The organism is Pseudomonas sp. PAMC25584, assembly GCF_058135675.1.
This window is the reverse complement of sequence record NZ_CM176870.1, coordinates 5,025,855-5,038,744: the sequence shown is the minus strand read 5'-3', so window position 1 is coordinate 5,038,744 and position 12,890 is coordinate 5,025,855. Positions and strand designations below refer to the sequence as shown.

At 60.8% G+C, this 12,890-nt stretch carries 8 protein-coding genes and 2 tRNA genes; 3 read left to right on the top strand and 7 right to left on the bottom strand.

Annotated features, from left to right (window positions below; translation table 11 throughout):
- Nucleotides 1-52: 52 nt before the first annotated feature.
- Together ACS5Q8_RS23520 and recJ are read left to right on the top strand one after the other, a co-directional pair.
- Nucleotides 53-595: a YaeQ family protein gene (locus ACS5Q8_RS23520; protein WP_276194678.1), complete on the top strand. Its 543-nt coding sequence runs from the start codon at nucleotides 53-55 to the stop codon at nucleotides 593-595.
- 57 nt (nucleotides 596-652) lie between these two features.
- Nucleotides 653-2,362 (top strand): single-stranded-DNA-specific exonuclease RecJ, encoded by a 1,710-nt coding sequence (gene recJ, locus ACS5Q8_RS23515; protein ID WP_443697769.1) that lies wholly within the window; start codon nucleotides 653-655, stop codon nucleotides 2,360-2,362.
- A 137-nt stretch (nucleotides 2,363-2,499) separates the two neighbouring features.
- On the opposite strand, the gene ACS5Q8_RS23510 is transcribed toward recJ, so the two are convergent.
- From ACS5Q8_RS23510 to ACS5Q8_RS23495, 4 genes are all read right to left on the bottom strand, one after another.
- Complete coding sequence (locus tag ACS5Q8_RS23510) at nucleotides 2,500-3,780, bottom strand: virulence factor family protein (RefSeq protein ID WP_276194676.1); 1,281 nt, start codon at nucleotides 3,778-3,780, stop codon at nucleotides 2,500-2,502.
- The gene (gene mprF / locus ACS5Q8_RS23505) at nucleotides 3,780-6,422 is read right to left on the bottom strand and encodes a bifunctional lysylphosphatidylglycerol flippase/synthetase MprF (protein WP_276194675.1); all 2,643 of its coding nucleotides are present in this window, start codon (nucleotides 6,420-6,422) and stop codon (nucleotides 3,780-3,782) included. Before mprF ends, ACS5Q8_RS23510 begins: the two co-directional genes overlap by 1 nt.
- A 267-nt stretch (nucleotides 6,423-6,689) precedes the next feature.
- A tRNA-Met gene (locus tag ACS5Q8_RS23500) sits at nucleotides 6,690-6,766 on the bottom strand.
- A 194-nt stretch (nucleotides 6,767-6,960) separates the two neighbouring features.
- A tRNA-Met gene (locus ACS5Q8_RS23495) sits at nucleotides 6,961-7,037 on the bottom strand.
- Between the two features lie 281 nt (nucleotides 7,038-7,318).
- Here ACS5Q8_RS23495 and dinB point away from each other — a divergent pair.
- A complete protein-coding gene (dinB, locus tag ACS5Q8_RS23490; protein WP_276194674.1) occupies nucleotides 7,319-8,377 on the top strand; it encodes a DNA polymerase IV in 1,059 nt (352 codons plus the stop codon).
- A 68-nt stretch (nucleotides 8,378-8,445) separates the two neighbouring features.
- Here dinB and ACS5Q8_RS23485 read toward each other — a convergent pair whose 3' ends face one another.
- The 3 genes from ACS5Q8_RS23485 to ACS5Q8_RS23475 all read right to left on the bottom strand — a co-directional run bounded on the left by ACS5Q8_RS23485 (nucleotide 8,446) and on the right by ACS5Q8_RS23475 (nucleotide 12,875).
- Nucleotides 8,446-9,399, bottom strand: coding sequence for a hypothetical protein (locus ACS5Q8_RS23485; protein WP_276194673.1), 954 nt, complete (start codon nucleotides 9,397-9,399; stop codon nucleotides 8,446-8,448).
- A gap of 20 nt (nucleotides 9,400-9,419) precedes the next feature.
- Nucleotides 9,420-11,135, bottom strand: a complete 1,716-nt coding sequence (locus ACS5Q8_RS23480; RefSeq protein WP_276194672.1) for a proline--tRNA ligase — start codon at nucleotides 11,133-11,135, stop codon at nucleotides 9,420-9,422.
- 207 nt (nucleotides 11,136-11,342) lie between these two features.
- The gene (locus ACS5Q8_RS23475; RefSeq protein WP_276194671.1) at nucleotides 11,343-12,875 is read right to left on the bottom strand and encodes an AmpG family muropeptide MFS transporter; all 1,533 of its coding nucleotides are present in this window, start codon (nucleotides 12,873-12,875) and stop codon (nucleotides 11,343-11,345) included.
- Between the last annotated feature and the right edge of the window lie 15 nt (nucleotides 12,876-12,890).

Sequence of the window (12,890 nt, the reverse complement as noted above, 5' to 3'; positions counted from 1 at the left end):
GCCTCGCCATCGGTTAGACTGCCAGCCTTTTCCTGTCTCTAGAAGTCCGTTCATGGCCCAGCCGTCCACGACCTACAAATTCGAACTCAACCTCACCGACCTCGATCGCTCGGTGTACGAGAGCGTCAAACAGACCATCGCCCGCCACCCTTCGGAAACCGAAGAACGCATGACCGTGCGTCTGCTGGCCTATGCCCTTTGGTACAACGAGCAACTGTCGTTCGGCCGTGGCCTGTCAGATGTAGACGAGCCAGCCCTGTGGGAAAAAAGTCTGGATGATCGGGTTTTGCACTGGATCGAAGTCGGCCAGCCCGATGCCGACCGCCTGACCTGGTGCTCGCGTCGCACCGAACGCACCAGTCTGTTGGCTTACGGCAGCCTGCGCGTGTGGGAAGGCAAAGTGGTTCCGGTGGCGAAAAACCTGAAAAACGTACACATCGCTGCCGTACCGCAAGAGGTCCTCGAGACCTTGGCCAAGGACATGCCCCGCGTGATCAAGTGGGACGTGATGATCAGCGAAGGCACGATCTTCGTCACCGACGACCGCGGCCAGCATGAAGTGCAACTGCAATGGCTGGTCGGCGAGCGCGATTGAGCTAGCGCTTGAAGCCTGCCGCTAATATTTCCCCTACAGAGAATTCCCCAGCGTCCCATGCGTATCGATCCCCGCCCGTTACCTGCTGTCCTGCCGTTTCTCGGTGAACTGCCACCGCTGTTGACCCGCCTCTACGCCGCGCGCGGGGTACAGACGGAGGCCGAACTGGACAAGAGCCTGGCGCGGTTGATCCCTTATCAACAACTCAAGGGCATCGACGCGGCGGTAGACCTGCTGGTGACGGCCTTGGAGCAACGCCAGCGCATCCTTATCGTCGGCGACTTCGACGCCGATGGCGCCACAGCCAGTACGGTGGGCACTCTGGGCCTGCGCTTGCTCGGTGCGGCCCATGTCGATTACCTGGTGCCCAACCGCTTTGAGTACGGCTACGGCCTGACGCCGGAAATCGTCGCCGTGGCCCTGCAGCGCGAGCCGCAGTTGCTGATCACCGTGGATAACGGCATCTCCAGCGTCGAAGGCGTGGCGGCAGCGAAGGCGGCGGGGCTCAAAGTGCTGGTGACCGACCACCACTTGCCGGGGGATGAATTGCCGGCGGCGGACGCTATCGTCAACCCCAACCAGCCGGGCTGTGAGTTTCCCAGCAAGGCGTTGGCTGGGGTCGGGGTGATTTTTTATGTCTTGATGGCCCTGCGTGCGCGTTTGCGCAGTTTGGGCTGGTACGCGAACAAACAGCAGCCGAACCTCGGCGAGTTGCTCGACCTCGTCGCCCTGGGCAGCGTCGCCGATGTGGTGCCGTTGGATGCCAACAACCGCATTCTGGTCCACCAGGGCCTGGAGCGCATCCGCGCCGGTCGCGCGCGGCCGGGGATCAAGGCGATCCTCGAAGTGGCCAAGCGTGACCATGCGCGCATCACGTCCACCGACCTCGGTTTTATCCTCGGGCCACGGCTCAATGCCGCCGGGCGCCTGGACGATATGAGCCTGGGCATTGAATGCCTGCTCACCACGGATTTCGCCGCCGCACGGGAAATGGCCGCGCAACTGGACGGCATGAACCAGGACCGCAAATCCATCGAACAAGGCATGCAACGCGAAGCCCTGGCCCAGCTCAAGGACTTGCCGCTGGAGTCGATGCCGTATGGCTTGTGCCTGTTCGACCCGGAGTGGCACCAAGGCGTGATCGGGATTCTGGCGTCGCGCATGAAAGAACGCTATTTCCGTCCGACCATCGCCTTTGCCGACGCCGGTGATGGCCTGCTCAAGGGTTCAGGCCGCTCTGTGCAGGGCTTTCACATCCGGGATGCGCTGGCGGTGGTGGCAAGCCAGCATCCCAACCTGATCAGCAAATACGGCGGCCACGCCATGGCGGCCGGCCTGACATTGCCCGAGGCGAACTTCCCCCTGTTTGCCGAAGCCTTTGATGCCGAAGTGCGTCGGCAACTGCGCGAAGAAGACTTGACCGGGCGGCTGTTGTCGGACGGCACCCTGGCGGTGGAAGAGTTTCACTTGGAGTTGGCGCGCGCGCTGCGGCATGCCGGCCCATGGGGGCAGCACTTCCCCGAGCCGTTGTTTCATGGGGTGTTTCAGCTGGTAGAGCAGCGTGTGGTGGGGGAGCGGCACCTGAAAGTGGTGCTCAAGAGCGAATGCGGGTCAGTGAAACTCGACGGTATTGCGTTTGGGGTGGACCGTGAGGTCTGGCCGAACCCGACCGTGCGTTGGGTGGAGTTGGCCTACAAGCTCGACGTGAACGAGTTCCGTGGCCAGGAAACCGTGCAGTTGATGATTGCGCATATCGAACCGCGCTAGGCGCTAACCAACACCGCAAACCAATGTGGGAGGGGGCTTGCTCCCGATAGCTGAGTGTCAGTCAATGATCTTATGACTGACCCATCGCTATCTGGAGCAAGCCCCCTCCCACATTGGGTTTTGCGTACAGCGTAGGATTACTCGGTCTTGGCCTGGTGCTTGACGATGATATCCACCAGGCGCTTGGCCAGCGCCGGGTAGTTCTCGTCGAAGTGGTGCCCGCCTGGCAGTTTTATCGCTTCGCCCACGGCGGTCTTGTCGGTGCAGCCGCTCTCGTCGACCTCTTCGGCACCGTAGATGCAGACCACCTTGTCCGCCGGTAGCTTGGCCATTTCAGGGCCGGTCGCGGCTTCTTTGCCGGCATTGCCCAGCCATCCTTCTACTTCGATTTCAAAGCTGCCGGTGCGCGCAAACGCCAGCAGGATGATCGCGTCGACGCGTTGCTGCTCGTTTTCCGGCATACGGTTGTAGATGGCCGGCAATACGTCGGCACCGAACGAATAACCGGTCAGCACAAAGCGCTTGGTGCCCCATTTCTGCCGATAGTGCTGCATCAGCTCGCTGAGGTCCTTGGCGCTTTGCTCCGGGGTCTTGTGCTGCCAGTAGTAGCGCAGGGTGTCGATGCCTACGACCGGGTAGCCGATCTTGGCCATTTCACCGGCTACGTCGCGGTCGAGGTCACGCCAGCCGCCGTCACCGGAGAGGAACAGGGTCACGGTGTCCTTGGCCTGGCCGGCGGGGACTTCCACGACCGGAATCGCCAGGCCGCCGTTGTCCGAACCCACCAGTTGCTTGCGCAGTTCGTTATTCAGCACTTGCGGGTAGTGAATGTCGTAGTCGCTGATGCTGGTGGTGGCGCGAGGGGTGTCGCGCACGAAACTGGCGCTTTCATCGTCAGGGTTGTCGTTCCATGCCACCAGCCAGTTGCCATGGGCGGCGGTCTTTGGCAGAGGGTCTTTACAGCCTTCCTGTACCAGGGCGAAGCCGACGGAGATCGCATTTGCCTTGTCGTCGTTCTGTGTAGCCAGCCAGCGCCAGGCGAGGGCGGCGCCAGGGCCGATGCCGCTGACCAGGGTAGCGGGGCCCTTGAGCTGGCTCAGGGCGCCTTGCAGTGCCTGTTGCTGCAGCGTGCAGTCATCCTTGGGCAGGATCACCTGGACGATCTGCGCCTTGCCGCCCTGGCTCAGGGCAATCAGTTGGCTGTCAGTCAGGGTCTCGTCGGCCATTACCGCCACGGCCACGCGGGCTTTCGGGGTGCCGGCGGGGGTTACGCGGGTCATCACCGAGCCATCTGCCTGGGGCAACTGCTCCAGAGTCGGCTGCGGGGCAGGGCGGTTCCAGTACCAATAGCCTCCACCCAGCGCCACGGCGAGCACCACCACAAAAGCCAATACATACCGCCAGGAGCGTCGAATCATCAGCGTTTCACCAATCCAGTCAAGCCGCCCGCGATCAGGGCGGCGGTATCGGCCAGTGCCACCAGCGGATCAAGTCCTGCGGGCACGGCCATGTAACGGGGTTCCCAGTCAGGCTGGAACTTGTCTTTGAAACGGCGCAAACCTTGGAAGTTATAGAGTTGCTCGCCGCGACGGAACACCATCGAGCCCAGGCGTTGGGTCAGCGGCGCGCCACGGCGAGGTTGCAGGCCAGACAATGGCACCATGCCGAGGCTGAAGCGAGCATAACCATGATTCTTATAGTGTTGAATCAGGCCGACCATCATGAATTCCATGGTCAGCTTAGGCGCATCGGGGTGGGCGCGCATCAGGTCGAGGCTGGCCAGGTCGTGGTTGTAGGTCTCGAGCAGGTTGGCGAAGGCAACCGGGTGTCCTTCGAAGCGAATGATCGCGATGCGAAAGTGCTTGAGGTAGTCGTCGCTGAAACGTCCCAGGGAAAAGCCCTTTTCCCGCACGTTCTTGCCGGTCAGCCAGGCGTCGGAAATGACCTTGAGTTCGTCCATCGGCGCTGTGCCCGGTTCGTGGATTTCCAGGGACAAGCCGTCCCGGGTTCCACGGTTCCAGGTGTAGCGCAAATCCTTCATCTCTTTGCCCTTGGCTTCCAGGTCAAAGCGTTTCAGGTCGACGCGGGCTTCTTCGCCCAGCTTGATCGCGGTCAGGCCGATGTCCATGTAGTACGGCAGGTTTTCCGCGCGTACCTGGTAGAACACCGGGCGCGCATGGTGGATGTCGCACAGGTCGCGGAACTGCCAGATCATCTCGGCACGGGGTTGGGTCGGGCCGATCGGGTCGTACAAGGCCACCAGGCTGCGCCCGCGACGGGCGTACATCAGGAAGGCTTCATCTTTGGGGTGGAACAGCAGCGCCTTGTCGCCGGTCAGCGCCAGGCCGCCGTCGGGTTGCGATGAGGCCATCAGGATCTTGGTGGCGCGTTCCATTTCTTCCGGAGTCGGCAGGTGGATCACCGGGCGCGCGGTACGCAGCAGCCAGGTCAGCGACACGATCACCAGCAGCACCGCCGCCCCCAGCAGCGAGCGCAGGCCGCGTGGGGCGTTGGCGTCGAGGGTGAACTGCCACCACAATTGGTGGCTATACGGTACGTCTTGATAGGCAAACAGCAGCAGCCAGATAGACGCTCCCAGCACGCACACACTGGCCACCAGGTACAGCGGCGAGAACGGCAATTCGGTCAAGCGGCTGGCGCGGTAAAAGGAGCGGCGGAAGATCGCCAGCAACACCGCAGTCATGGTCATCAGGCTGGCTTCTTCCCAGTCGAAGCCCTTGAGCAGTGAGAGCAGGGCGCCGGTCAACAGCAGCACCATGGTCAACATCCAGGCTGCCGATAAGCGTCGACGCAGACCCTGGGCCAACAACAGGCACAACACGCCGATCAGGCTCGCGCCAAAGTGCGAGGCGTCAATCAGGCGGTGGGGAATCAGGAAGCCGATGTTTTCCAGGCGTGAGTCGATCTCTGGCGTAGCGCCGGAAAACAGCAGGACCACGCCGGACAAAAAAACCAGTACGGCCAGTACCGGCGCTGCGAAGCCTGAAGCCACGCGCAAACTCTGCTGGGTCTGGAACAGCCGCTGGGCTTCATTGACCAACAGGAACACACAGGCGATCAGCAGCGGCAGCACCACATAGATCATGCGATACAGCAGCAGGGCAGCGGCCAATGGCGCGGCACCGAGTTTGTCGGCAAAGGCTGCGAGCAGGATCGCCTCGAACACCCCGACGCCACCCGGCACATGGCTGAGTACGCCGGCGGCCAGCGCCAACAGGTACACCAGCAGGAACGGGCCGAAGGGTGGCGCTTCCGGTAGCAGCAAATAAAGGACGGTGGCGGCAGCGGCGACGTCCAGCGCTGTGATGATCAGTTGCAGGAACGTCAGGCGCCGACCGGGCAGGCGCAGTGTGCGGCGGCCAACCTTGACCAGCAGGTTGTCCGGGTAGGGTTGTTCTGGCAGGCGCCGGCGATAAATACCGATGCACAGCGCGGCCGACAACAGCAACACGGCACCGGAGATAGCGCCGAGCAAGCCTTGCGACACATGCAAGGCGGCGGACGCGGCGGGCAAGTTGCTCAAGGTGGCCAATGCAGCCAGCGGTGGCAGGGCGCAGCCCAGGGCGAGGCTGGCGAACACGGTCATGCGGGCGACTTCCGAAGCCCCGATGCCATGACGCGCATATAAACGGTAACGCACCGAACCGCCCGAGAGCATCGACAGGCCAATGGCGTTGCCGATGGCAAAGGCGGTAAAGCCGCCGAGGGCGAGGGTCTTGGCGGGCAGTTTCACCCCGGCATAGCGCGCGCCGGAAAACTCATAGCCCAATAGAATGATGAAACCGCCGATGGCGGCAGCTAACGCGCCCAGCAATGCCGGCTTGGGCACTTCCAGGATCGAGTCGTGGAGGGCGTAGAGATCCAGTTCCAGCAGCAGGTGTCGGCAGGCGATCAGGGCGATTGCGAACAGCAGCAGCGTCACGGCCAGCCCAATGGGTTGCCGATACTTGCTTAACAGATCCAGCCAGCGCAAACGGGTGGGAGTGATCGGTTGTGTCGCTGTGACGGAGTCTTGTGGTTCAGACGAGTTGGCGCGCATCAATCACCTCGTGGATTGTGCGCGACAGGATGGGGGTATCCAGCCAAGTTACCAATCCCTATGGACAAAATAATTACAAATATTAACGCGGATCGCCGGATGCGGCGACTGCGGCCATTGGTCGTAGAAGGATTAAGCATGGCGTGCGATGAAATGGACTCCACGAACCGTCTACGGTTTCATGAAAGATGCCATGCCATTGTTTCAGAAGAGCTTTTTTATCAGATACAAAAAAGGCCACTCTTTCGAGTAGCCTTTTTTGATGTTTGGTTGCGGGAGCCGGATTTGAACCGACGACCTTCGGGTTATGAGCCCGACGAGCTACCAGACTGCTCCATCCCGCGTCTGTGGGCGGCATTCTACAGCCAAGTGGCGGGGTGTCAACCGTTAATGGGCCGATAGGTCAAATAAGTGTGAATGAGCGCGTATTTGTCCGCTGCGAGCGGTAAGTGCGCGATGGGGAAAGATTTTTTGTCCGACAATCAAAAACGAGCACGCACAAAAAAGGCCACTCTTTCGAGTAGCCTTTTTTGATGTTTGGTTGCGGGAGCCGGATTTGAACCGACGACCTTCGGGTTATGAGCCCGACGAGCTACCAGACTGCTCCATCCCGCGTCTGTGTGTCGGCATTCTACAGCGGAACGCAGGGGTGTCAACCTATGAATCGAAGAAAAGCGCTTGTGGTTCAATCGCTTACCTCTCCATCACGGTTGTTGAAATGGCTACGGGCCAGTCGGGCCGAGGCTTTCAGCTCTATTGGTAGGCTGATTTCGATTGAGAAAATAAATCTACCTGGGCTATTTCCTACCGCTTGCGCGGAAGATTCAAACTACTGGTGCTATATACAGGTGTGAGTGCGATACTGGCCGCCCGTTGGATTGCACTCCCTTCTATATATGACGCAGCGCAAAATCATCCATGTCGACTGTGATTGCTTCTACGCCGCCATCGAGATGCGCGATAACCCGAGCCTGGCGCAAAAGCCCCTGGCGGTGGGCGGTTCGGCGGATCGGCGCGGCGTGATTGCCACCTGTAACTACGAAGCGCGGGCCTACGGGGTTCGTTCGGCCATGTCGTCGCGTCATGCCTTGAAGCTCTGCCCGGACCTGACCATCGTCAAGCCGCGCATGGATGCTTATAAAGAAGCGTCGAAAGAAATCCAGAGCATCTTTCGCGACTACACCGACCTGATCGAGCCGCTCTCCCTGGATGAGGCCTACCTGGATGTTTCCGACAGCCCGCATTTTGGCGGCAGCGCCACGCGTATCGCCCAGGACATCCGGCGCCGGGTCTCCAATCAATTGCACATCACCGTGTCCGCCGGTGTGGCGCCCAACAAGTTTTTGGCCAAGATCGCCAGTGACTGGAAGAAACCCAACGGCTTGTTTGTGATCACGCCGGACCAGGTCGAAGACTTTGTGTCGATACTGCCGGTAAAAAAACTGCACGGCGTGGGCAAGGTGACCGCCGACAAGCTGGGGCGCATGGGGATCGAAGACTGCCTGCAATTGCGCGAATGGAACAAGCTGGCGCTGGTGCGCGAATTCGGCAGTTTTGGCGAGCGGCTGTGGAGTCTGGCCCGTGGGATAGATGACCGCGTGGTGCAGAACGACAATCGCCGGCAATCGATCAGTGTGGAAAACACCTACGATGAGGATCTACCGGATCTCTCAAGTTGTCTGGCGAAACTGCCCGAGCTGATGGAAACCCTGGCTGGGCGTATAGCGCGCATCGACAGCAGCTACCGCGCGGGTAAGCCGTTCGTCAAAGTGAAGTTTCATGACTTTACCCAGACCACCCTGGAGCAGGCGGGGGCAGGGCGGGACCTGGAGAGTTATCAACAACTGATGACCCAGGCGTTCAATCGCGGTGGCAAGCCGGTGCGATTGCTGGGGATTGGCGTGCGGTTGCTCGACTTGAGCAGCGGTAACGAACAGCTCGAGCTCTCGTGGTAGAACCCGGAAACAAAAATGTGGGGAGGGGCAAGCCCTTCCCACATTAGCCCTTTAGTGCTTCTGAGGGCTCAGCGCGCGCCAGGATCTGCGACGAGTCTCCCCGCATCCTTGGTCAGCGCTTGCAGGAACTCCTGCTGTAACTCTGGATCATTGCGGGTCAGTTCGATCAGGCTCTGTTCCAGTTCACTGGCTTCTTCCTCCAGGCCCAGCTCCGACAGACGCTTGACGCGGTGTACCCACTGGCTGACTTCGTCGTCTTCCAAGTCGTCGTAGATCAGTCTGTGGGCTTCCAGCAACTTGCCGCGCAGTGTGTTGCTCACGGCCAGGGTCGAGTCCGAATGCACGTCGTCCTGGCTATCTTCCACGCTGATCTTCAAGGTGCTGATGCGGTTCAGATCCTGCTCGGCGAACGGGCTGTCCAACAGGTTCAGGCGCAGTACGCCGTTGCGGTCGGTGGTCAGTTCATGCTCTTGCTTGCCGGCGGTGACCTGTACCGGGCGCTCGCTCCAGGGCAGGCTCGAATACTCCACACGCTTGTCGCGCTGGACTTCATCGATACCCGCCAGGTTCTGTTGCGCACGCCCATGGGATTGCACGTTCATGAACGGGTTGAGGCCGTCGATGCCGTAGCTCAGCCAATCGTGCGTCATGCTGGTCGGCAGGTTGCCGAGGGCGAAGATATTCGCCACGTTGGCGCCCGCGCCTGCCACCAAAGCGACCGCGCCCAGCGGCAGCTCATAGAGTTTGCGCCAGGGCTGGTAGGGGGTGTAGCGGTCATAACGACGGGTGACTTCGAATTCGGTGACCTCGAAGGTCTTTTGCTCGTGAATGCGAACCCGGCGTTGCGGCAGCTCCAGCACTTTGGGTTCGCCTACATCGATCTGCAGGCTGTGGTCGAGCAATTTACGCTCGACCCGCTCCTCGTGCTCACTGCGTTGCGACATCTGGTTGGCGCAGCCGCTGACCAGCAGGGCACCGCACAAGGCGGCGCCCCCCAGGGCTCTGGTGTTTCGCTTGAACATGACTTCTCTTGATCTGGTTTTCAGCGACGAATACGCGCCTGAAGGAAAGACAGCACGTCAGCCACCGGCAACGGTTGGGCTTCGGCTTCGGTCCGGCTCTTGTATTCCAGATTGCCATCGGCCAGGCCACGGTCGCTGACCACGATCCGGTGCGGGATGCCAATCAGTTCCATGTCGGCGAACTTGATGCCTGGGCTGGTTTTCTTGTCGCGGTCATCCAGCAGCACTTCAAAACCGGCGGCCGTCAGTTCGGCATACAGTTTGTCGGTGGCTTCACGGACCTGCTCGGTTTCATAGCGCAGCGGCACCAGGGCGACCTGGAACGGCGCCAGGGCGTCACTCCAGATAATGCCTTTCTCGTCGTTGTTCTGCTCGATGGCAGCGGCAACCACGCGCGATACGCCAATGCCGTAGCAACCCATTTCCAGGGTGATCGGCTTGCCGTTTTCGCCCAGCACTTCGCACTTCATCGCCTTGCTGTACTTGTTGCCCAACTGGAAGATGTGCCCGACTTCAATGCCGCGCTTGATTTCCAGGGTGCCCTTGCCATCCGGGCTTGGGTCACCGGCGACCACGTTACGCAGGTCGGCCACGGTCGGCACCGGCAAGTCGCGTTCCCAGTTCACGCCGAAGTAGTGCTTGTCGTCGATGTTCGCGCCGATACCGAAGTCGCTCATCAGCTCGACCGAACGGTCGATGATGATCGGCAGCGGCAGGTTCAGCGGGCCCAGGGAGCCGGCACCGGCGCCAATGGCGTCGCGCAATTCGGCATCGGAGGCCATGACCAGCGGGCTGGCCACGCCAGGTTGCTGGGCCGCCTTGATCTCGTTGAGTTCGTGGTCGCCACGGATCACCAGGGCGATCAGCTTGCCGGCTTCCTCGGCGTGAACGATCAGGGTCTTGATGGTCTTTTCAATCGGCAGATTGAATTTTTCCACCAGGGCCGCGATGGTCTTGGTGTCCGGGGTGTCCACCAGGCGCAGCTCTTCAGCCGGCGCTGGGCGGGAGGTTTCCCGTGGCACGGCTTCGGCTTTCTCGATGTTCGCCGCGTAGTCGGAACCGTTGCTGAACACGATATCGTCTTCGCCGGATTCGGCCAGTACGTGGAATTCGTGGGAGCCGGCGCCGCCGATGGAACCGTTGTCCGCTTCAACCGGGCGGAATTTCAGGCCCAGGCGCGTGAACACGTTGCAGTAGGCGGTATGCATGCGGTCGTAGGTGATCTGCAAGGACGCCTGGTCGGGGTGGAACGAATACGCATCCTTCATGATGAACTCGCGGCCGCGCATCAAGCCGAAGCGTGGACGGATCTCATCACGGAACTTGGTCTGGATCTGATACAGGTTGAGGGGCAGCTGTTTGTAGCTGCTCAACTCATTGCGCATCAGGTCGGTGATGACTTCTTCGTGGGTCGGGCCGGCGCAGAAGTCGCGGCCATGACGGTCCTTGAAACGCAGCAATTCCGGGCCGTACTCTTCCCAGCGCCCGGATTCCTGCCACAGCTCAGCCGGTTGGGTGCTCGGCATCAACACTTCCAGAGAACCGGCAGCGTTCATTTCTTCGCGAACGATTGCTTCAACCTTGCGCATCACCTTCAAGCCCATGGGCAACCAGGTGTACAGGCCGGAAGCCAGCTTGCGGATCATACCGGCGCGCAGCATCAGCTGATGGCTGATCACAACCGCGTCGGAAGGCGTTTCTTTCAGTGTGGCGAGCAAATATTGACTGGTACGCATGGTAGGCCGTTGTCGGTTGCTTGGACTTGAAGTGACTTGGGATTGTACGGGCGCTGGCTGCTGGAGTACAGGCATCAGAATGCAGAGGGGGGTTGGGAGGGGGCGTGCCCCCGATGCAGGCAACTCGGTGCTTCAGTCACACCGCGATGATCCTATCGGGAGCAAGTAGAATCGTCGCACCGCCCCTCTCACATTGAACGAGTTGTTTCAGTCTTCTGCCGGCGGGTTCAAGCGAATCCGCCGGTTTTCCTGGAACCAATGCAGCGCAATCAGCAGCAACGTCGGCACGCCCAGCACGCAGGTGATCAGGAAGAAGTTGTGATAGCCGAACTTCTCCACCATCACCCCCGAATACCCGCCGATCAGGCGCGGCAGCAACAGCATGATCGAGCTGAGCAGCGCGTATTGGGTGGCGGAGAACTTGAGGTTGGTCAGGCTCGACAGGTAGGCGACAAACGCCGAAGTGGCGAGGCCTGAGCTGAAGTTGTCCAGGGAGATGGTGAAGATCAGCATCTGCAGGTCCGGGCCCATGTCGGCGAGCATCACGAACAGCAGGTTGGTGGCGGCCGAGGCGATGCCGCCGATGAACAGGATCGGCAGGATGCCGAAGCGCACGATCAACAGGCCGCCCATACCGGCGCCGACCAGGGTCATGATCAGGCCGAAGATCTTGCTGACCCCGGCGATCTGGTCCTTGGTAAAGCCCTGGTCGATATAGAACACGTTGGCCATCACGCCCATCACCGTATCGGACATGCGATAGGTGGCGATCAGCCCAAGTAGCAGCAACGCCTGCCAGCGGTAGCGCAGGATGAAGTCGTTGACCGGCGTCAGCACCGGCGCCAGGCCTCGGCGGCCCATGGCCGACAGGCACAGCGCAGTCAGGGTGATATAGAGGATCGCGCGCAGGAACGCGCGGTCTTCCATCAACAGTTCCCACAGGCTTACGCCGTGGAACAGCACGCTGGCGAAGTCGGTGTTGTACAACTGGGTGAACATCGCCGGCACCGACACCAACAGCACAATCAGTACAAACACCGACACCAATTGGTGCATGAAGCTGTAGCGCCCCGCCTGCAACTGAGTCCGCAGTGGCACATTGGGCTCGCGCATAAACAGGGTGGTCAGCAGCGCCGGAATCATCAGTGCGCCGAACAGCACATAGGTGCCGGTCCACGCCGAATGTTTATAGTTGAAACCGGTAGAGCCAAAACCTTCGGCAAAAAACAGCGCGCCAGCCGTGGCCAGCAGGGCGGCGATGCGATAGCCGGACATGTAGCTCGCGGCCAGGGCAGCCTGGCGGCTGTCATCGGCGATTTCCAGGCGATAGGCATCAACCGCAATATCCTGGGTAGCCGAAGCGAAGGCGACGATCACCGCGATAGCGATCAGCCAGGACAAGTGTTTTTGCGGGTCGCAGAAACCCATGCCGATCAATCCGAGGATCACCAGCGATTGGGCCAGTACCAGCCAGGAGCGACGACGTCCGAGTTTGCCGAGCAGCGGCAGGCGCCATTGATCGAGCAGTGGCGACCACACCCATTTGAAGGCATACGCCAAACCGATCAGGCTCGCATAGCCGATGGTCTCGCGGGCCACACCGGCCTCACGCAACCAGACCGAAAGCGTCGAGAACACCAACATGTAAGGCAAGCCGGCGGCAAAGCCGAGCAACAACAGCACTAACGTCGAGGGGCTGGCATAGGCGGCGAGCGCGGCGCGCCAGGTTTTACGGGGCATGGGCTGGAGTCTGCC